General features: G+C 37.4%; 19 protein-coding genes and 1 tRNA gene. 9 read left to right on the top strand and 11 right to left on the bottom strand.

What is annotated here, in order from left to right:
- Positions 1 to 70 precede the first annotated feature (70 nt).
- From BN1354_RS01140 to BN1354_RS01125, 4 genes are all read right to left on the bottom strand, one after another.
- Positions 71 to 1,300 carry an NADP-dependent isocitrate dehydrogenase gene (locus BN1354_RS01140; RefSeq protein ID WP_053825987.1) on the bottom strand — a complete coding sequence of 410 codons (1,230 nt, stop codon included), beginning with the start codon at positions 1,298 to 1,300 and terminating at the stop codon, positions 71 to 73.
- A 9-nt stretch (positions 1,301 to 1,309) separates the two neighbouring features.
- Positions 1,310 to 2,668 carry a citrate synthase gene (locus BN1354_RS01135; RefSeq protein ID WP_045090092.1) on the bottom strand — a complete coding sequence of 453 codons (1,359 nt, stop codon included), beginning with the start codon at positions 2,666 to 2,668 and terminating at the stop codon, positions 1,310 to 1,312.
- 161 nt (positions 2,669 to 2,829) lie between these two features.
- Positions 2,830 to 4,086: an NADP-dependent isocitrate dehydrogenase gene (gene icd, locus BN1354_RS01130; protein ID WP_045090093.1), complete on the bottom strand. Its 1,257-nt coding sequence runs from the start codon at positions 4,084 to 4,086 to the stop codon at positions 2,830 to 2,832.
- A gap of 25 nt (positions 4,087 to 4,111) precedes the next feature.
- Positions 4,112 to 6,361 (bottom strand): aconitate hydratase, encoded by a 2,250-nt coding sequence (locus tag BN1354_RS01125; protein ID WP_053825986.1) that lies wholly within the window; start codon positions 6,359 to 6,361, stop codon positions 4,112 to 4,114.
- Positions 6,362 to 6,652: 291 nt separating this feature from the next.
- Between BN1354_RS01125 and BN1354_RS01120 the strand changes: the two genes are divergently transcribed.
- The 8 genes from BN1354_RS01120 to BN1354_RS01085 all read left to right on the top strand — a co-directional run bounded on the left by BN1354_RS01120 (position 6,653) and on the right by BN1354_RS01085 (position 13,585).
- Complete coding sequence (locus tag BN1354_RS01120) at positions 6,653 to 7,063, top strand: SoxR reducing system RseC family protein (protein WP_053825985.1); 411 nt, start codon at positions 6,653 to 6,655, stop codon at positions 7,061 to 7,063.
- A 4-nt stretch (positions 7,064 to 7,067) separates the two neighbouring features.
- Positions 7,068 to 7,937, top strand: a complete 870-nt coding sequence (locus BN1354_RS01115; RefSeq protein WP_053825984.1) for a Fe-S cluster domain-containing protein — start codon at positions 7,068 to 7,070, stop codon at positions 7,935 to 7,937.
- Positions 7,938 to 7,962: 25 nt separating this feature from the next.
- Positions 7,963 to 9,294 (top strand): electron transport complex subunit RsxC, encoded by a 1,332-nt coding sequence (rsxC, locus tag BN1354_RS01110; RefSeq protein WP_053825983.1) that lies wholly within the window; start codon positions 7,963 to 7,965, stop codon positions 9,292 to 9,294.
- A 19-nt stretch (positions 9,295 to 9,313) separates the two neighbouring features.
- A complete protein-coding gene (locus BN1354_RS01105; protein WP_045090098.1) occupies positions 9,314 to 10,279 on the top strand; it encodes an RnfABCDGE type electron transport complex subunit D in 966 nt (321 codons plus the stop codon).
- Complete coding sequence (locus BN1354_RS01100; RefSeq protein ID WP_045090099.1) at positions 10,272 to 10,949, top strand: RnfABCDGE type electron transport complex subunit G; 678 nt, start codon at positions 10,272 to 10,274, stop codon at positions 10,947 to 10,949. The genes BN1354_RS01105 and BN1354_RS01100 overlap by 8 nt, the downstream gene beginning before the upstream one ends.
- Positions 10,942 to 11,541 (top strand): electron transport complex subunit RsxE, encoded by a 600-nt coding sequence (gene rsxE, locus BN1354_RS01095; protein ID WP_045090100.1) that lies wholly within the window; start codon positions 10,942 to 10,944, stop codon positions 11,539 to 11,541. The genes BN1354_RS01100 and rsxE overlap by 8 nt, the downstream gene beginning before the upstream one ends.
- Positions 11,542 to 11,553: 12 nt before the next feature.
- Positions 11,554 to 12,135, top strand: a complete 582-nt coding sequence (gene rsxA / locus BN1354_RS01090; RefSeq protein ID WP_045090101.1) for an electron transport complex subunit RsxA — start codon at positions 11,554 to 11,556, stop codon at positions 12,133 to 12,135.
- Between the two features lie 175 nt (positions 12,136 to 12,310).
- Positions 12,311 to 13,585: a DUF6600 domain-containing protein gene (locus BN1354_RS01085; protein ID WP_053825982.1), complete on the top strand. Its 1,275-nt coding sequence runs from the start codon at positions 12,311 to 12,313 to the stop codon at positions 13,583 to 13,585.
- A gap of 82 nt (positions 13,586 to 13,667) precedes the next feature.
- Here BN1354_RS01085 and BN1354_RS01080 read toward each other — a convergent pair whose 3' ends face one another.
- From BN1354_RS01080 to lpxD, 5 genes are all read right to left on the bottom strand, one after another.
- Positions 13,668 to 14,540, bottom strand: a complete 873-nt coding sequence (locus BN1354_RS01080; RefSeq protein ID WP_053825981.1) for a carbon-nitrogen hydrolase — start codon at positions 14,538 to 14,540, stop codon at positions 13,668 to 13,670.
- 110 nt (positions 14,541 to 14,650) lie between these two features.
- A complete protein-coding gene (locus BN1354_RS01075; RefSeq protein WP_045090103.1) occupies positions 14,651 to 15,673 on the bottom strand; it encodes an agmatine deiminase family protein in 1,023 nt (340 codons plus the stop codon).
- Between the two features lie 4 nt (positions 15,674 to 15,677).
- Positions 15,678 to 16,466: an acyl-ACP--UDP-N-acetylglucosamine O-acyltransferase gene (gene lpxA / locus BN1354_RS01070; RefSeq protein ID WP_053825980.1), complete on the bottom strand. Its 789-nt coding sequence runs from the start codon at positions 16,464 to 16,466 to the stop codon at positions 15,678 to 15,680.
- 18 nt (positions 16,467 to 16,484) lie between these two features.
- Positions 16,485 to 17,870 carry a bifunctional UDP-3-O-[3-hydroxymyristoyl] N-acetylglucosamine deacetylase/3-hydroxyacyl-ACP dehydratase gene (locus BN1354_RS01065; protein WP_045090964.1) on the bottom strand — a complete coding sequence of 462 codons (1,386 nt, stop codon included), beginning with the start codon at positions 17,868 to 17,870 and terminating at the stop codon, positions 16,485 to 16,487.
- A gap of 112 nt (positions 17,871 to 17,982) precedes the next feature.
- The gene (gene lpxD / locus BN1354_RS01060; RefSeq protein WP_045090105.1) at positions 17,983 to 19,029 is read right to left on the bottom strand and encodes a UDP-3-O-(3-hydroxymyristoyl)glucosamine N-acyltransferase; all 1,047 of its coding nucleotides are present in this window, start codon (positions 19,027 to 19,029) and stop codon (positions 17,983 to 17,985) included.
- Positions 19,030 to 19,480: 451 nt separating this feature from the next.
- On the opposite strand from lpxD, the gene BN1354_RS01055 reads away from it, so the two are divergent.
- Positions 19,481 to 19,556: transfer RNA gene (locus BN1354_RS01055), tRNA-Pro, on the top strand.
- A 132-nt stretch (positions 19,557 to 19,688) separates the two neighbouring features.
- Here BN1354_RS01055 and BN1354_RS01050 read toward each other — a convergent pair.
- Together BN1354_RS01050 and BN1354_RS01045 are read right to left on the bottom strand one after the other, a co-directional pair.
- On the bottom strand, positions 19,689 to 21,176 hold the full coding sequence (locus BN1354_RS01050; protein ID WP_053825979.1) for a butyryl-CoA:acetate CoA transferase: 1,488 nt from the start codon (positions 21,174 to 21,176) through the stop codon (positions 19,689 to 19,691).
- Between the two features lie 64 nt (positions 21,177 to 21,240).
- Positions 21,241 to 21,759, bottom strand: a complete 519-nt coding sequence (locus tag BN1354_RS01045; RefSeq protein WP_053825978.1) for a hypothetical protein — start codon at positions 21,757 to 21,759, stop codon at positions 21,241 to 21,243.
- Positions 21,760 to 21,776 lie beyond the last annotated feature (17 nt).

Genomic DNA, 21,776 nt, shown 5'->3' with positions numbered 1-21,776 from the left:
ACGGCTCAATTGAGCCGTCCTGTTTATTTAATCAAATACCTCTATAAAAGAGCCTATCTATTTCCGGAATTTAGTTATTGGATATTTTTTCGTCCAGATTCCTTTTCAGAGCTTCCAGGAACTCACGTGTTGTTAACCATTTATCACGTGAAACTTCTGGTCCATGAACAAGCAACGCCAGATCCTTAGTCATTTGTCCCCCTTCTACAGTCTCTATACACACCTTTTCAAGCTTTTCACAAAAATCTATCAGTGGCTCATTGTTATCAAGTTTTCCTCGATGAGACAAGCCCCTCGTCCATGCAAAGATAGATGCAATTGGATTTGTACTTGTTTCCTTACCCTGCTGATGCTGACGATAGTGACGTGTTACAGTACCATGTGCAGCTTCTGCTTCAACAGTTTTACCGTCGGGTGTAATTAAAACAGAAGACATCATCCCTAGAGAGCCGAAACCTTGTGCAACAGTATCTGATTGCACATCTCCATCATAGTTTTTGCAAGCCCATACAAATCCTCCGTTCCATTTCATTGCCGATGCAACCATATCATCAATTAATCGATGTTCGTAGGTAAGTCCGGCCATTTCGAATTTTTCTTTGAATTCATTCTCATAAACCTCTTGAAAAATATCTTTGAAACGTCCATCATAAGCCTTAAGAATTGTATTCTTTGTGGACATATATAATGGATAATTCTCTTTTAGGGCTATTTGAAATGAAGATCTGGCGAAACCATAAATAGATTCATCAGTATTATACATTGCCATTGCAACGCCATCTCCCTTAAAGTCATATACTTCCCAAGTTTTAACTTCACCATTTTCTCCTGTAAAAGTCATAGTGAGCTTACCTTTTCCACTTATTACAGTGTCGGTAGCCTTATACTGATCTCCAAAAGCATGACGCCCAATTATAATTGGCTTTGTCCATCCCTGAACATATCTGGGAATATTTCTGCATATAATTGGTTCCCTGAAAACAGTACCTCCAACAATATTTCGGATTGTACCATTTGGAGACTTCCACATACTTTTTAGTCCAAACTCCTTTACTCTAGCCTCATCTGGAGTGATGGTGGCACACTTAATTCCTACATTATACTTTTTGATAGCCTCAGCAGCATCAATGGTTACTTTATCATCAGTGGCATCACGATGCTGAATACTTAAATCAAAATACTTTATATCTATATCTAAATAGGGTAATATAAGTTCCTCTTTAATAAATGACCAAATAATACGCGTCATTTCATCCCCATCCAGTTCAACAACTGGATTGTCTACTTTTATTTTCTGCATGTTTATTATCTACTTTCTCTCATTTATAGGTATGAAACCCTGTAATTCACGAACATTCTTATAGGCAGGACGAATTAATCTTTTACTGGAGAAGTTCATCTCTTCAATTCGGTGAGCCGACCACCCCACGATACGTGCCATTGCAAAAAGTGGAGTAAATACTTCTGTAGGTAATCCGATTGCATCATATACAAATCCTGAATAAAAATCTACGTTCACACAGACATTAGCCTTAGCATTGGACTTTTTTGACTCTCTGAATACTTCCACTATACGGTTCTCAATAAGTTCCATGAGAGCAAATTCTTTTTCGCGTCCCTTTTCCTTTGCCAGGTCTCTTGCCATCTCTTTCAGCAATCCTGTGCGTGGATCACTTATTGTGTAAACAGCGTGTCCTAAACCATATATTAGACCGGTTTTGTCAAAAGCTTCTTTCCTTAGAATCTTTCTTAAATACTCATCTACCTGATTAGCATCTTCCCAATCTGAGATATTTTTTTTCATATCCTCCAGCATACCCATCACTTTGACATTTGCACCGCCATGAAGCGGACCTTTTAATGATCCAATACCTGCAGCTATTGCAGAATAGGTGTCTGTTTCAGTTGAGCTTGTTACGCGTACAGAGAAAGTAGAGTTATTACCACCACCATGTTCTGCATGCAGAATTAATGCAAGGTCAAGTATTTTTATATCCAGCTCGGTATATTTGTTAGGTCCCTTCATCATAAAGAGGAAGTTCTCAGCTACCGACTTCTCGGGATGTGGAAGACGAACGTGCAAGGATCTACCACGAACATCATGTCTTAATACCTGATAAGCATAAGCGATTATAGTAGGGAACTTTGCAATTAGATTTATGGATTGATGTATAAGATTATTAGGTGATATATCATCGGGATTTTCATCATAGCAATATAATTCAAGAACACTTCTTGCAAGTATATTCATAATGTTTTTCCCTTGAAGAGCAAGAATATTCATTGTTGCCATATGATTCAGAGGCATTGTTTCAGCGATCAGGCTTTTTGTTGCCTCTAACTCTTCCTTTAGAGGAAGACGTCCTGAAAGCAATAGAAAAATTGTCTCCTCGAATCCTAAGCGATTCTCTTTCTGAATACCTGCAACCAGCTCTTCTACATCCAACCCTCTGTAATATAGTTTACCCGGAATAGGTTTGAGTGAACCATCCTCCTGTCGTTCATAACCCACGACATCACCTATGCGTGTTAGGCCGGCAAGAACACCTGAATGATCTTCATTACGTAGTCCACGCTTAACACCCATTTTAGTAAATAGATTTTTATCTATGTTGCTGGTAAACGCAATTGAATCCGAAAGGATCTGTGTTAATTCTTCATTGTTCATATTTTATAAATTCTTTTTGTTTTGATTCTTTTTATTGTCTGCAGGTATTAATTACAGCTCCATTTTTTAACATTGGGAATACCTATTTTGTTTATCGATTCTGAAAAATTAAGTAATAATTATTTTAATATTTAAAGACCTGTTTAACTTATGACTAATTCTCATAAGTTCTCGATAACTTTATTTGAAAACTCGGAAGTAGATAATGGTTTCCCATTTTCCATGAACCTGGCCAGGTCGGGAGTACCATACCCATTCTCAAAAAGCTTTTCAAGTGATGATGTTATAAGCTTTCCTGACTCGCTCCAGCCCAAATGCTCTAGCATCATAACTCCTGACAAAAGCATTGAACATGGATTTGCTACATTTTTTCCAACAATATCAGGAGCTGTTCCATGAGTGGCTTCAAATATTGCATGCCCTGTAAGATAGTTTATATTTGCTCCGGGAGAAATTCCAATACCACCTACCATAGCAGCCAATTGATCTGATATATAGTCACCATTAAGGTTCAGAGTTGCAATAACAGAATATTCTTCAGGTTTTAAAAGAGTATTTTGCAGAAATGCATCAGCAATAACATCCTTTATGAAAACCTTTCCTGTGCTTACTGCTTCATTATACATCTCTACAGCTTTATTTAATCCTTTCTCAAGCTTAATCTGATTAAATCTGTGCTCTGTAAATGTCTGGTCAGGAAACTCACGTTCAGCCAGATCATATCCCCACTTCTTAAATCCTCCTTCTGTAAATTTCATAATATTCCCCTTATGAACCAGCGTTACAGAGGGCAGCCTGTTTTTAATTGCATATTCTATAGATGCGCGAACAAGACGCTCTGTACCCTCACGTGACACAGGCTTTACCCCAAATGATGAACTTTCAGGGAATCGAATCTTATTGACACCCATTTCATTTTTGAGAAAACTCAGGAACTTTTTTGCTTCTGCTGTACCTGCCGCCCACTCAATACCTGCATATATATCTTCTGTATTTTCCCTGAATATTGTTACACTAACCTTTTCAGGATGCAGCAATGGAGTCACCACTCCTTTAAACCATCGAACAGGTCGCAAACAAACATATAGGTCCAGTTCCTGTCTTAAAGCTACATTTAAAGATCTGATACCTTCACCAACAGGAGTAGTTAGCGGACCTTTTATTCCAATCTTGTTTACACGAAAAGCCTCAATAGTTTCATCCGGAAGCCAGGTACCTATTTCATTAAATGCTTTCTCACCTGCAAGAACTTCGATCCATTCTATTTTCCTTTTGTTGCCATAAGACTTTTCAACAGCAGCATCAATTATCTTTTTTACGAAAGGAGTAATCTCTTTACCTATACCATCACCTTCAATATAAGGTATAACCGGATTATCTGCTGCAATAAGTTCATCCACCTCTTTTGATAACTTCATTTAGATTTTATTTCTGATTAGACAACTACTTCATAGCATTTAATGCACTTCCTGCTTTGAACCACTCAACCTGTTGCTCATTGTAAGTGTGTGAAACCTCGAAAGTATCAATTGTTCCATCTGCATGAAGAAGCTGTACAGTCAGGTTTCTGTCAGGAGCAAAATCTTTAAGTCCTAAGATGGATATCTTATCTCTTTCCTGTACTTTATTGTAATCATCATTATTTACAAATGTTAGTGCAAGCATTCCTTGTTTTTTAAGGTTAGTCTCATGTATTCTGGCAAATGATTTTACAAGAATTACCTTAACATTAAGATGTCTTGGCTCCATTGCCGCATGTTCCCTGCTTGATCCTTCGCCATAGTTTTCTTCAGCTACAACAATTGATCCAACTCCACGCGATTTAAATTTACGTGCCAGGGCAGGAACATTTATATATTCGTTGGTTTCTGGGTCCAATACCGCATTAGTCTTATCATTAAAAGCATTAACAGCACCTATAAGCATATTGTCAGAAATATTATCCAGATGACCTCTGAAACGGAGCCATGGACCTGCCATTGATATATGGTCAGTAGTACATTTACCTTTAACTTTTATAAGCAGAGGTAGATTAGTTAAATCCTCTCCATCCCATGCAGGAAACGGTTCAAGCTTCTGAAGACGATTAGAATTTGGGTCGATAGAAATCTGAACTTCACTACCGTTTAAAGCAGGTTCAATGTACCCCGCATCCTTAACTTCATACCCATTTGGTGGCATCTCAAATCCTGTAGGCTCTTTTAGTTTTACCTCCTTACCATACTCATTAATCAGAGTATCAGTCAAAGGGTTAAAACATAAATCACCAGCAATTGTAAGTGCAGCTACAAGTTCAGGTGAAGTAACAAATGCATGCGTATTTGGATTTCCATCATTCCTTTTTGCAAAGTTTCTGTTAAATGAAGTTACTATAGAGTTCTTTCTATCATTAGCATCTTCACGCTTCCATTGTCCGATACATGGACCGCAAGCATTTGCGATAATTGTTGCACCTGCATCTTCGAACACCTGTAAAATACCATCACGTTCAGCAGTATATCGTATCTGTTCAGAACCTGGATTAATTAAGAACTGCGCTTTAACCGGCACATGATCTTCACCTGCCTGCTTAACAATTGAAACAGCCCTGGTAAGGTCCTCATACGATGAGTTTGTACATGATCCAATCAAACCCACTTCCATTTTACGTGGCCAATTGTTCTTTCTGACAGCCTCTCCAAATTCAGATATAGTATATGCCGCATCAGGAGTAAATGGTCCGTTTATATGTGGTTCAAGTTCTGAAAGATTAATCTCAATAAGCTGATCATAATACATTTCTGGATTATCAACTACTTCCTGGTCTGGCTGCAGATGCTCCATAATTTTACGTGCTTCATCAGCAACTTCTTTACGTGAAGTTTGCTCTAAGTAGTCGGCCGACTTATCATCAAAAGGAAATATTGAGGTAGTAGCACCTACTTCAGCTCCCATATTACAGATTGTTCCTTTTCCTGTTGCAGAAAGTGTTTTTGCACCCTCTCCGAAGTATTCTATCACTGCATTTGTTCCACCTTTGACAGTCAAAATACCAGCCACTTTCAGTATTACATCTTTTGGGGCACTCCATCCTGAAAGTTTGCCTGTAAGCTTAACACCAATTATCTTAGGCATTTTCAGTTCCCATGGTAACCCTGCCATTACATCAACAGCATCCGCACCTCCTACACCAATAGCAATCATTCCCAGTCCTCCTGCATTTGGGGTATGTGAATCAGTTCCAATCATCATACCACCCGGAAATGCGTAGTTTTCCAGAACTACCTGATGAATTATACCGGCTCCCGGTTTCCAAAAACCAATTCCGTACTTATTAGATACATCACGAAGGAATTCATACACTTCTCTATTGGTAATATTTGCTGTTTCAAGGTCTGCTTCAGCATTCTTATAGGCCTGTATCAAGTGGTCACAGTGAACTGTGGAAGGAACAGCAACTTTAGTGCGACCAGAATTCATTAACTGTAGTAGTGCCATTTGTGCTGTAGCATCCTGCATTGCTACCCTATCTGGTGCAAAATTCACATAATCACCTGCGCGTTTATAGTTTTTAATTGGAACACCATCAGAAAGATGAGTCAATAAAACTTTCTCTGTTAGAGTTAAAGGTCTCTGCAAAGCTTCTCTTACCTGTTTTATCTTTTCAGGCAGTTGCTCGTATACTTTACGAATAATGTCAATATCAAAAATCATACGGATTAGAGTATTAAAATATTTTAAATAATAAGTTTATCGAGATAATGTTTGACTTTTTAACAAAATAGTATGGGAAAAGTTCGTATGAAAAGAGGGTTATATCATTTAAAAGTACCGCATTGACAGTGTCTATCAAAATGAATCACGGCATTGATTTTTAATAAACCTACATTAACAACCCTAGCACTCATTATGTTCAATAATATTTTTAATAATCACGAAAATAATCTGTAACTTTGCTGTTCAATAAGAAACAGGGTTAAGTAAGGATCTATTTTACTTTACTTCATGATAGAGCACGAAGGAATTATCGAAAAAATCAGCGGAGATCAAATAACCGTTCGAATTATACAAAAGTCGGCATGCAGTGCGTGCCATGCCAAAGGTGCATGTATGGCAGCCGATTCTAAAGAAAAAATCGTTAGCATTTCAGATTCTTCAGGTCGGTTCAACGAAAAAGAACTGGTGATTATTGAAGGAAAGAAATCAATCGGTTACAATGCAATACTATGGGCATTTGTAATACCGCTCATTATTTTAATCTCAATTCTGGTAATTTCATTAAACAATTTAAAGCTTAGTGAAATTGAAGCAGCATTAGGCTCAATAGCTGCACTTATCCCCTATTACTTTATCCTGTATCTGTTAAGGAACAAAATGGCGAATTCGTTTAAATTCAGTATTAAAAAAACAAATTAATAATATGAGTGTATTACTAACTGCCGTTGCAACACTTGGAGCCATAGGCGCAGGAAGCGCTGCGATACTCTACATGGTGGGGCAAAAATTTAAAGTAGAAGAGGATCCTCGCATACAGGAGGTACAGGACTCTTTACCTGCAGCCAACTGTGGTGGTTGTGGTTTTCCCGGATGTGCATCATTTGCTGCTGCATGCGTGAAAGCTGAAACTATGGACAATCTTTATTGTCCTGTTGGAGGTCAAAATACAATGGATCGGGTTGCTGAGATACTAGGTAGAAAAGCACCTGTTGCTGTAAAAAAAATAGCTGTCGTAAGATGTAGCGGAACCTGTGAAAGTCGTCCTCGTACAAATATTTATGATGGCGTTTCTAACTGTACAATTGCAGCTGCTCTTTATGGGGGAGATACAGGTTGTTCTTTCGGGTGTCTGGGAATGGGAGACTGTGTTGAGTCATGTACATTTGATGCAATTCACATAAATCCCGAAACCATGCTTCCGGAAGTAGTAGAAGATAAATGTACTGCCTGCGGAGCATGTGTAAAAGCCTGTCCTAAAGATATCATTGAGTTAAGGAAACAAGGACCTAAATCACGCCGTATATATGTAAGCTGTGTGAATGAAGAGAAAGGAGGCGTTGCCAGAAAATCCTGTGAGGTAGCCTGTATAGGCTGTACAAAATGCCAGCAGGTATGTCCTTTTGAGGCAATTACAATTGAAAACAACCTTGCTTATATTATAGATGACAAATGCCGTCTATGCCGCAAATGTGTACCTGTTTGTCCTACAAATTCTATTCTGGAACTCAACTTTCCTCCAAAAAAAGAGAAACCTGGAACACAATTAGAAGAAGCGGTAGCAATCAAATCTTAATCTTTATCTGTAAGAAATAAACTATATGTTAAAAACATTCAGAATTGGCGGTATTCACCCTAAAGAGAATAAGATATCGGCAGGAAAATCAATACAAGAAATTGAAATTCCTGAACAGGTGATTATACCATTGTCTCAACACATAGGAGCTCCTTGCCAGCCTATTGTAAAAAAAGGAGATAAAGTCAAAGTAGGAACTCAAATAGGTAAATCGGTAGGATATGTATCAGCAAATATCCACTCACCAGTTTCCGGGACTGTATTAAAAATAGATAAAGCTCTCGACTCAAGCGGATATAGAAGAGATGCAATCTATATTAAAACGGAGGGTGATGAATGGGAAGACTCAATTGATACAAGTAGTAATTTAATAAGAGAATTAAGTTTTTCTTCGGAAGAAATACTTGATAAAATATCAAAAGCCGGAATAGTTGGAATGGGTGGTGCAACTTTCCCAACACATGTAAAACTCACACCTCCACCGGGAACAAAACCTGAAATATTAATTGTAAACGGGGTTGAATGTGAGCCTTACCTCACTTCGGATCATGCATTAATGCTTGAAAAAACTGAAGAGATTTTAGTTGGCACAACAATCGTAATGAAGGCATTAAAAGTTAGCAAAGCAATTATTGGAATTGAGAATAACAAAAAAGATGCTATTTCACGATTCAGACAACTGGTCAAATCATATCCCAATATTTCTGTAGAAGCACTTAAAGTACAATATCCCCAGGGTGGTGAAAAACAGCTTATTGATGCTTTAATTGGCAGACAAGTTCCTAGTGGAGCTTTACCAATATCTGTTGGAGCTGTTGTGCAAAATGTTGGAAGTATTTACGCAATATATGAGGCAGTACAAAAAAACAAACCACTTGTAGAACGAGTTGTTACCGTAACAGGTAATGATGTAAAGCAACCGATGAACATATTGTCCAGAATAGGAGTACCACTAAGTAATCTTATTGATAAAGCGGGCGGATTGCCTGAATCAACTGGAAAAATAGTCAGTGGCGGACCAATGATGGGCAAAGCGATTGCAAGTGTAGATATTCCTGTAACTAAAGGTACTTCAGGAATTTTAATAATCCCTACCCTTGAAGCTAAGCGTGAGGCTATGAGAGACTGCATACGCTGTACAAAATGTATTAGTGTATGCCCTATGGGACTCAATCCTACATTACTTATGAATCTTACTGAGTATGAGGTATGGGATCGTGCGGAATCAAATTATATCACTGATTGTATAGAGTGTGGATCATGCAGTTACACTTGTCCTTCACATCGCCCTCTGCTTGATTACATTAAATTGGGTAAAGGCAAAGTAAATACAATTATCAGAGCAAGAAAAAATTAAAGCATATTAATAGTAGGATATGGAAAACAAATTAATTGTCTCGCCATCACCACATGTGCATAGCGGCGACAGTATTGAAAAAAACATGTATCATGTTCTCATTGCGTTGATTCCAGCGTTTTTGATAGCATTATACGTTTTCAGATTAGATGCACTTCTAATCACACTCTTTTCAGTTATATTTTGTGTTGGATTTGAATATCTCATCATGAAATACATTATGAAGAGAAAGCCAACCGTTTTAGATGGCTCAGCTATAATAACAGGCGTATTACTTGCATTTAATGTACCTTCAAACTTGCCTATATGGATTTTGGCAATCGGATGTTTATTCGCCATTGGGGTAGTTAAACTGTCGTTTGGAGGATTAGGTAACAACATTTTTAATCCCGCTATAGCAGGACGTATATTTCTATTGATCTCATTCCCTGCTCAGATGACAACCTGGCCATCAGCAATGGTTAGATCAACAACAGATGCAGTAAGTTCTGCTACAGTTCTAAGCAATATAAAGTATCAACCTGAATTGTTGCCAGCATTACAGGATATGTTTCTTGGTTTTGAAGCTGGTTCTCTTGGAGAGATGAGTGTTGTTGCCATATTAATTGGTCTGATCTATCTTCTCTGGAAAAGGGTTATTACATGGCATATCCCAATTTCGATACTGGCTACTGTGGCATTGTTCACCGGTATTATATATATTTTTAATCCTATTGCCTTATACAATCCTTTAATACATCTCTTTTCTGGTGGTCTTATGCTGGGTGCTGTTTTTATGGCAACCGACTATGTGACATCACCTATGACCAAAAAGGGTATGATTATCTTTGGTTGCGGTATCGGAGTAATAACAGTTGCTATTCGTCTATGGGGAGCATATCCCGAAGGTGTATCATTTGCAATTCTCCTTATGAATGCGTTTACACCATTAATTAATAATTATACATCACCTAAAAGATTCGGGGAGGTAGTAAAAAATGGCTAAATTAAAATCGACTTTTAAGAATATGTTTCTTTCGCTTTTTTTGATCTGTCTTACAGTAGCTATTCTACTTGCACAGGTTAATAAGCTGACAGCTGAACCTATAGCAGCAGCAAAGGCGATGAAATTACAGAACGCAATTGGAGTAGTGGTTCCGGAATTTGACAACAACCCGGTTGAAGAAGCTTATTTAATGGCTGATGGAAGCGGTGATTCACTTCTTGTTTACCCTGCAAAAAAAGGTGATGAAATAGTTGGATACGCTATAAATAGTAATGCATCAGGCTTTGGCGGTGAAATTCAAATTATTGTAGGCTTTGATAATAAAGATAAGATTTTAAACTACGCTATACTGCAACATGCCGAAACACCAGGATTAGGATCAAAAATGGATGTATGGTTTAAAGATTCTGCGAAACCGTCTCAATCAATTATTAACAGAAACCTTTCGGAAGGGTTATTATCTGTTTCAAAAGATGGAGGCGAAATTGATGCTATTACAGCTTCAACTATAACCTCCAGAGCATTTTTAGAAGCAGTAAACAGAGCATATACTGCATATACAAATAGTAATGTAGATACTACTACCGGTGCTACAGATAGTACATGGGATAATGAAAATAATTCTACTGAAGAAGTCGAACTAACAGAGGAGGAAATAAGCAATGAATAAAAACTTTAATGTGCTGCTTAACGGAATAATAAAAGAGAACCCGATAACCGTTCTGCTGCTCGGTATGTGTCCAACTTTGGCAACAACAAGCTCTGCAATAAACGGTATGAGTATGGGTTTGGCTACAATGTTTGTATTAATATGCTCAAATGCAGTTATTTCGATGCTGAAGAATATGATTCCAGATATGGTCAGAATCCCGGCATTTATAGTTGTTATTGCGACATTTGTTACTGTTATCGAGATGATTATGAATGCTTATGTACCAGCATTGGCAGAAAGTCTCGGAATATTTTTACCACTTATAGTAGTAAACTGTATTGTATTAGGAAGGGCTGAATCTTTTGCTGCAAAAAACAGTGTAGTTTCATCAATCTTCGATGGAGCCGGTATGGGTTTGGGATTTACACTTTCACTAACAATATTGGGATCAGTCAGAGAACTTTTAGGTGCCGGTACAATTTTTTCTTTTAATATATATCCTGAACATTTCGGATCACTATTATTTATTCTCGCACCTGGTGCATTTATTGTTCTGGGTTATATGATATCTATTTTCAATAGTATCCAGAGGAAAAGACAAACAAACTAATAATCAATTATTATGGAACTTATAGGAATTATAATAGTAGCAATTTTTGTAAATAACGTAGTATTTGCACAGTTTTTGGGTATATGCCCATTTCTTGGTGTGTCTAAGAAAGTGGATACAGCAATAGGTATGGGAGTGGCTGTAATGTTCGTTTTAACAATTTCAACAATTGTTACTTATCTTATTCAAAAAGGAATTTTGGAGCCATTTAATCTGCAATATCTGCAAACAATATCATTTATACTTATAATTGCATCATTAGTACAAATGGTTGAAATTGTACTAAAAAAAACATCTCCTGCTCTGTATGAAGCATTGGGGGTATTTCTTCCGCTGATTACTACTAACTGTGTGATTCTGGGTGTTGCTATACTTGTAATACAAAAAGATTTCAACCTGCTTGAATCTGTGATATATGCTGTAGCCACAGCTATTGGTTATGCAATTGCTATTATAATATTCTCAAGTATTCGTGAACAGCTAGCATTAACAAAAGTACCAAAAGCAATGAAAGATATCCCAATTGCTTTAATTACTGCTGGTATAATTGCAATGGCTTTTATGGGATTTTCTGGTATCGATCAGGTATTTTAAACTTTATAAGAAGGTAATAAACAAACTAATTTAAAGCTGTCATAGTTTATTTGACAGCTTTTTTTATCAAACAGAATAGAAACATAATATTTAATTGAGATATTGTTAAACCATTATTTTGAATTTTTGTCTTAATGTTAAATTAAAGAAGTTCCACTTATTAAAGATTACGGATATGAAAGCAAAAGCATTAAAACACCAGATCACTCTAGCAATACTAACCTTGCTGTTAACATCATGTTTCTCAACAAGAGAAGTATACTCTCAAGGATATGGTGATTACTACGAGGATGAGTATTATTACGCCGATTATGATCGCGTAGGGGTGAATTTCAATGTGTTCTACAATGAACTCAGACCTCATGGCAGATGGATAAATAACGGTCGCTACGGTCGCGTATGGGTTCCTAACGTGGGCAGAAACTTTCATCCGTATGCCACAAATGGTTACTGGGTAATGACAGATTATGGCAATACCTGGGTATCAGATTACTCTTGGGGATGGGCTCCATTCCACTACGGTCGCTGGTACTATGATGACTTTTATGGATGGGCCTGGGTACCCGGATATGAGTGGGCACCTGCCTGGGTAAGCTGGAGAAGTGGAGGTGGATACTATGGCTGGGCACCAATGGGACCCGGGATCAATATAAACATAAATATAAATATCCCTGGAAGCTACTGGACTTTCCTTCCTCACAAATATATGTATCACCGCAATATGAAAAGATATTATAACAGATACAGTCCGGCAATTTATAACAAAACAACTATAATCAACAATACATATATCTATAACGATAATCGTTATTATAGTGGCCCAACAGTCAGAGAATATGAGCAGACAACAGGCAGAAAAGCAACTGTTATGAGATTAGAGAGTACAGATAATCGCTCAGCAAGAAACACAAGAGTTAGTAACAATACAGTAAGCGTTTATCGTCCTGAGAGTGGTGCCAGCAGGAATACTAACAGGACCTCTACCATTAATTCTACAGATAGAAGCTCTTCTACTAACAGAAACTCAACTATTGACTCTAACAACAGAAGCTCTTCTACAAACAGAAATGCAACTGTAAATCCTGCAAACAGAAGTACTACTACAAACAGAAATGCAACTGCCGAACCGGCTAACAGAAATACAACCACTAACAGAAGCTCAACCGCTGAACCGGCTAATAGAAGCACTTCAACTAACAGGAGTTCAACAGTAAATTCTGTAAGTACTAATAACAGTAATAACAATACAAGAGTAAGCCCATCAAGAACTACATCAAGCAATAGAACTTCAACTGTAGGATCTCAAAGTTCAACCAGCAGTAATAGCAGAAGTACTACTGTAAGATCAAGTTCATCATCAACAAATAACAGGAGCAGCTCTTCAGGATCTGGAAATTCAAATAGCAGAAATACAGAAACTAGTAGCAGAAGCTCTTCAGGACGCAGATAATTTTTTCAGAATGTGCTTTCAATTTAAAGGCCGAACAGTTCATTGTTCGGCCTTTTTTTATTCGATTATTCAAGATTATTTCCTAGTCTATCCATCGTTTAGTTAATTCTCCATACTCATCAATACGACGATCACGGAAGAATGGCCACCAGCGTCTTACATTCTCTGTTCTTTTTTTATCGATCTCAACAATATGGGTAATCTCATTTTCATCTGCTTTGAATATAAACTCTCCCTGAGGACCGCAAATAAAACTATTACCCCAAAACTGAATACCATTTGTCTGACCTGATGGATCGGTCTCATGACCTGTACGATTTACAGAGATAACCGGAACTCCATTAGCAATTGCATGTCCGCGCTGTACTGTGATCCATGCCTCCAGCTGACGTTGCTTCTCTTCATCACTGTCAGATGACTCCCATCCTATTGCAGTAGGATAAATCAGCATTTCAGCACCCGACAATGCCATCATCCGTGCAGCTTCAGGATACCATTGATCCCAACAAACCAGTACACCTAATCGTCCGACAGAAGTGTCAATTGGATTAAAGCCCAAATCACCTGGTGTGAAGTAGAACTTTTCATAATAGGCAGGATCATCCGGAATATGCATTTTACGGTATATTCCTGCAATAGATCCATCCTTTTCCAATACTACAGCAGTATTATGATATAGTCCGGCTGCTCTTTTCTCAAAGAGCGATAAAACAATTACAACACCTAACTCCTTAGCCAACTCACCAAAAGTATCAGTTGAATGACCCGGAATTGTTTCTGCCTGATCAAACACTTCAGTATCTTCAGTCTGGCAGAAATAAAGCCCGTTATGAAGCTCTTGCATCACAATCAGCTCTGCACCGCTATTTGCAAGTTGTCTTATTTTCTCTTTTAATTTATGGATATTGTCTGTTATATCAGCACTGTTTGCCTGTTGAATTATTCCAACCTTCATAATAAATTATATTAAGATGAAATTTCTAATTATATACCTTAATAGTCAACATTAAAACTACACTCATTGTTTTCACGTAGCTCACAGATTAAAAACTATAGTATATATGTTTATAAAAAACCCTCCGGAAACTGCATTGTCAAGCAATGAAGAGACCCATGCTGCTTTATAAACGGACGGCTATCAATACCAACAATATCACGATCCGGGAACACTTGTTGCAATAACTCTATAGCAACCTGATCTTTGGATGAACCGTATATAGGGACCAAAACAGCTTCATTTAAAATTATAAAGTTGGCATATGTGGCAGGTAAACGTCCACTGTCTCCATATAAAGCATCAGCCATAGGCATTGCAACAAGATTATACTTTTCACCTGTAAGAGTAACAAATGATTTGAGTTCATCCTCCATTGCTTTAAGTTCAGTATAATGCTCATCTGTAACATCTTCACATTTTACATAGGCAATAGTATTCTCATTACAAAAACGCGCAAGAGTATCAACATGACTATCTGTATCGTCACCCGCAAGATATCCATGATTTAGCCACAAGATTCTTTCAGCACCGAGAGTTTTTTTAAGATAATCCTCAATCTGATCCTTAGACATAGGCTGATTGCGATTTGGAGCTAAAAGGCATTGTGAAGTTGTTAATATTGTACCTTTACCGTCAGATTCAATCGATCCACCCTCCAGTATAAAGTTTAGGTTATTCTGATAACTTACTGACTCATTAAACAATGAATTCTCAAATAATCTGCTCGTAATCTGATTATCAAAGTTTGATGCAAACTTTAGCCCCCAGCCATTAAATCCAAAATCAAGCAATACTGGTTTACCTTCAACAAATACTGAAATTGCACCATGATCACGTGCCCATGTATCATTGCTATCAACCTCAGTATAGATTAAATTAGCCAGTTCATCTTCTGTAAAATGATCTTTTATATTATATCCACGAGGAATAACAATCAGAAGCTTTTCTCTCTTTAGAATTTCTTTTGATAACGTGATATAGCTTAAAGTCACCTCTTCAAGGACATCAGCCCAGTCGGTACCTGAGTGAGGCCATGTGATCTGTATACAACTTTGAGGTGACCACTCAGCCGGATAATAAATCTGAAGCATGCTATTACCCCTCCATATTACCACGAACGATACCGCGGCTGGACAAACGAATAAAGTCCAAAATCATCTTTCGTTCTTCACTTTCTGGAATTTCACTGTCAATTTTGCCAGTTGCCTGGGATACATTTAAGCCTGACTGATAAATAAATCTGTACATCTCCTGTATAGAATTGATTTTTTCGCTGGTATAACCTCTACGTCGAAGACCTACAACATTTAATCCAACATATACAATCGGCTCTCTTCCAACCATGACAAATGGCGGAATATCTTTAGATATTTTTGATCCCCCCTGAATCATAGTATGTGCTCCGATTCGAGAGAACTGATGAACAAGAGTGCCTCCGCTAAGAATTGCATAATCATCAATTTCTACTTCACCGGCCAGTTGGGTAGAGTTGCCAATAATAATATTATTCTGTAGGACACAATCGTGTGCCACATGACTATATGCCATTAGAAGACAATCTTTTCCCACCTTGGTAAAACCTTTGGATGCTGTACCTCTGTTAACAGTTGCACACTCCCTTACAGTAGTGTTATCTCCAATTTCAGCAGTTGTATCTTCACCCTGGAACTTTAAATCTTGTGGTATACCTGCAATAGTAGCATGTGGGAATATTGTACAGTTTTTACCTATTCTTGAACCATATAGCACTGTTGCATGAGACATTATTCGTGTTCCATCACCTATCTCAGTGTTTTGATCTACAAATGCAAATGCTTCTACGACAACATTGTCTCCTAGTTTGGCTTCCGGATGTACAAATGCCAAATTCGAAATACTATTCATAAATATGGAAATTTTTTATTACTTATTTTTCACTATCTGAGCTGTAAAATCAGCCTCCGATATAACTTTATCTCCAATGAAAGCAAGACCTCGCATGGTTGCGATTCCTCTTCTTACCTCACTTGACAGCTCTACACGGAAAATTAAAGTATCTCCGGGAACTACCTTATGTCTGAATTTGACATTGTCTATTTTTAGAAAGTATGTAGAGTATCTTTCCGGTTCGTCTAACTTAGAAAGAACAAGCAATCCACCTGTTTGAGCCATTGCCTCAACCTGCAGCACTCCCGGCATAACCGGTTCCTGTGGAAAATGACCTGTAAAAAATGGCTCATTACTTGTGATATTCTTAACACCTACAATAAATTTATCTGTAACCTGTATGATTTTATCAACCATCAGGAATGGATATCTGTGCGGAAGCAACTCCCTGATTTTGATATTATCCATAACCGGCTCGGCATTGGGATCATAGATAGGAGGCTGAACCTCATTAAGTTTTATATCTTTTCTGATAAGCCTGGCCAGCTGATTATTTATTTTATGTCCAGGGCGATATGCAATCAGACGTCCCATAATAGGTTTACCAATCAATGCCATATCTCCTATGATATCCAGCAGCTTATGACGTGCTGGTTCATTCGGGAATACTAACTCTCTGGTATTAAGATAGCCAAGCTCCTTAGCATCCTGACGAGGCACATTAAGTTCATCTGCAATTACATCAAGTTCGTTTTGAGGGAGCTCTCGTTCGTAAATTACAATAGCGTTATCAAGGTTGCCTCCTTTAATAAGACCAGCTTCACGTAATTTTTGTATTTCCCTTACAAAAACAAATGTGCGTGAAGGTGCAATATCTGTTTCAAAGTCGGTCACATTATCCATTGTTGCCGACTGATTAGGGATATATTGTGAGTCGAACTCAATGAATGAGTTGATACAGAAAGAATCATCCGGTAAAAGTGTCAGCTTTGAACCTGTTTCAGGGTCAGACACTTCAATCTTTTTTCTGACGATATAGTAATCTTTATCCTTTTCCTGTTCAACTATGCCAGCTTTTTTAATTGCTTTAACATATTCAATTGAGCTGCCATCAAGGATCGGAAATTCAGATGCATTTACCTCGATGAGGCAATTATCAATTCCTAAGGCATATAATGCAGCCATACCATGCTCAATAGTACTGACAGTAACATTGTTCTTACCTATGACAGTACCTCTCTGGGTATTTATAACATTTTCTGCTAATGCCTCTATTATTGGTTGATCTTCAAGATCAATTCTCTTTATCTTAACACCATGGTCTTCCGGTGCAGGGTTGAAAGTGACTACAATATCTAAACCTGTATGTAATCCTATACCCTTCAGGGTGAAGCTGTTTTGTAATGTTTGTTGTCTCACAATCTTTAAAATATTTTTTTCACAATACGGCAATATCTGTGCAAATATACAACCAAATGCACAAATTACCGCTACAATATTTGAAATGTTTATAAATCAGACTTAAAACGATTGTTTAGTCGATCTGTTGTAACCTGTTTTTCAGTTCTGCCACCTCTTTTTCAAGCGCATTGAGCTGCTTGTACATATCCGGAAGTTTGGGAATGATGATACTGGATTTAAAAAAGTTCTTAACAGGAAAAGCCGGAGATCCCATTATTTCAGAACCCTCTTTGGTGTTGCTTATAATACCTGACTGAGCACCTATCTGACTATTTTTACCAATGGTAATATGTCCACCTATACCAACCTGTCCGCCTAAAACAGAATTCTCTCCAATTTTTGCTGATCCTGCAATTCCGACCTGAGCTGCCATTGCAGTATTTTCTCCGATCTCGCAGTTATGAGCAATTTGAATCAGGTTATCAAGCTTGACACCACGATGTATTACTGTAGAACCCATAACCGCTCTGTCTATTGTTGTATTTGCACCAATCTCAACATCATCCTCTATCAGCACATTACCCATCTGTGGAATTTTATGATAAACATATTCCTCTTTGCTATATCCAAATCCGTCTGCTCCAATAACTGCTCCTGAGTGAATAATACAGTTATCCCCGATAACACAATCGTGATAAATTCTTACTCCTGGATACAGAATGCAGTTTTTTCCTATCTTCACACCATCTCCTATATAAACCTGAGGATAAACTTTGCAATTATCTCCTACTACTACCTTTTCTCCTATATATGCAAATGCACCTATATAAACTTCCTCGCCAATTTCAGCTGTTTCTGAAACAAAACTCATGCTTTCAGTTCCACTCTTTTGAGGTGTGCTTTTATTAACCAACTCCATTAGAGAAGCCAGGGCTGTATATGCATTCTTAACTTTGATAAGAGTTGCCTGAATTGGCTTTTCGGACACAAAATCTTCATTTACCAATACAATATCAGCCTTTGTTGTATAGATATATGAAGTATACTTTGGATTAGCAAGAAACGAAATTGTACCTGGCTTGCCCTCTTCTATCTTTGAAAAATTTGAAACGGAAACATCCTGATTACCTATTACTTCTCCTTTGAGATAATCGGCTATTTGTTTTGCTGTATAAGCCATTTGAAGATATATTTTAATGAGACTGCCCGGAATAGGGATAAGAATAATAAAGAACGAGCATTCTCCTAATTTATAATTATAAAATGCAAATTAACAACTTATTTTTCAACAAACCTTCAAATTGATTCATAATATATTTAAACAGAAAATTTCAAATTTCATCTGTAATATTAAAGCTAAACATTATATTTTTAGTAAAACGAATAGATTTAACACTTACTTTAGTCTTACTTGCTTCTTATTTCGCTCTTATAAACTCCTTTTGTGCAAGGGTTACAAGAGAGACATATAGAATATCTATACATCTATATAAATACAAATTTCATTTCAAATATTATAGATAGAGTTGAGATTAGAATTAAGCATGTCAACACCTAAAAACCGGAAATTTATAGTGGATAACTTGATTTGTGAAATTAAAAACAAATTGGTAATTTTGCACACACTTTTTCGGGATGTAGCTCAGTCCGGTTTAGAGTACGCGTCTGGGGGGCGTGGGGTCGGAAGTTCGAATCTTCTCATCCCGACAAGTAAAATTAAAGCAGTTACCTAAAAAGGTAACTGTTTTTTTTGTGTCACGTAAGTAAAAATAAAAGACTACCGGTTAAGTATTTTCTTGCACCGATAGTCTTTTTATTAATGAATTAAATCAAGTAAGCCTATAACTTAGAAAAATCAGCATTTATCATACTTCCTGTTTCCTTAAGTGCCTTATGAAATGCAAAGCAGGCATAGAGATCCTGTGGTATATGTCCCTTTACTCCACGATTTAGATAATCATGCAGAAGTGGACGATAATCAGGATGTGCGCATTTTTCAATTATTTCTTCTGCTCTATTTCTTGGTCCTTTTCCTCTTAGGTCGGCAACTCCGTATTCAGATACAATAATCTTTACAGAGTGTTCGTTGTGATCTTCATGAGTGACCTTTGGAACTATGCAGCTGATTGTTCCGTTCTTCGCTGTTGATGGAGTAAGGAAGATTGAAAGATATGAATTACGGGTAAAATCGCCCGATCCTCCAATACCATTCATCATCTTTGTACCATTAACATGCGTTGAATTTACATTTCCAAAAATATCAACCTCGATAGCTGTATTTAGTGCAATTATTCCTAATCTGCGTGCCAGTCCCGGGTTATTTGAAATCTCTGATGGTCTGAGGACAAGTTTATTTTTGAAGAATGAAAGATCTTCATAAAACTTATGTAATACCTCATTACTTACAGTTAGTGAGCAACCACTTGCAAATGAAATATTCCCCTGCTGCATCATATCAATAACAGCATCCTGAATCACCTCAGTATAGACTTCGAAGCGAGGTATGGCAGGATTACTTCCCATTGAAGCCAGAACAGCGTTAGCAATATTTCCAACACCCGACTGAATTGGCAGGAAATGTGCTGGAATTCGTCCAGCTTTTAATTCTGATACAAAAAATTCTGCTACATTATTACCGATTCGTGCTGTAACATCATCAACCGGTGCAAATCCGCCACCTTCACCATCCTTATTGGTTTCAACTACATAAATTTTAGCTGGATCAACTTTCACATATTCCAGACCTACCCTATTTTGTACTTCATAAATAGGGATTTCGCGACGTTTTGGAGGATCTTGCAATTCATACATATCATGAATTCCGCGAAGCTTTGTAGGTACACTTTTGTTAAGCTCAACGATTACAATATCTGCCAGTCGACAAATGGTTGGTGTGATACCAACTCCGGTTGTGGGAACAATTTCGCCACTTTCTGTTACATCGCATGCTTCTACAACTGCTACATTTATTTTACCCAGAAACCCATAACGAATTTCCTGAGCCAGTTGAGAAAGATGAAGGTCGAAAAAATCGAATTCTCCATTGTTTAGTGCTACCCTCATATCCTTGTTAGTCTGATACGGAGTGCGAAATTTAATTGCTTTGGCACGTGTTAATGAGCCATCGATAGAATCACCCGTTGAAGCACCTGTAAATACACCAATTTTGAAAGAATTGCCTTTTGCGTGCTCTTCTTCAGCTAGCTTGGCTATTGCAACAGGTACAACTTTTGGGCAACCTGCATGAGTAAAACCGCTGAATCCGACATTATCATTATGTTTAACTAGTGATGCCGCCTCTTCAGCGCTAATAAATTTTAAAGCCATAAGAATATATTTGTTTACTATTAAATTGTTTCTATGATTTACAAATATTTTTGAGGATCTCTGTTTAATATTTCTTTTTTAGTATCTCACTGTAAATAAATCCCTTTTTTAACTCCTCTGTTCGGTTAACTCCAATTAGATCCTCAACAATTGGATGAGTGCCATATTTAGTCTCACCTGTTGACTCCTGTATAACTTCCATTTCAGAATCGGAATCATATAAACCTGGAATATCCGCAACCTGTTCATATAACGAATCCGCTTCATTTCTAAAAATTGAACTTCCTAAAGAAGACTCTTTCTTAAAATCAGTGGCTAGATCCATAGAGGATTGGAACACATTTTTACTGCCACTCTGTTTCACTCTTCTCTCTTTTTGCAATTCAAACCTCTTGACCTGATCTTCTGTTAAGAAAGGTGGTGGTGATTGTGTTATTTCTCTATCCTCAGGTTGGAAGTCTGTTTTTGGATTTGGTTTCTGTTGCTGATTTTGCTGTTCCTTTTTCTTCCTGGAATCATTAAAAAATCCCAATATCATAAAAAGTAACAGAAGGATTATATAAATAAGGTCGCCTATTTCCATAATTTGATTAATTTTGC

Origin of the sequence: Lascolabacillus massiliensis, assembly GCF_001282625.1 — a bacterium.
In the GTDB taxonomy this organism is placed as follows: Bacteria; Bacteroidota; Bacteroidia; order Bacteroidales; family Dysgonomonadaceae; genus Proteiniphilum; species Proteiniphilum massiliensis.
Note: the sequence above shows the minus strand (reverse complement) of the source record. Positions and strands in the feature narration are given on the sequence as shown.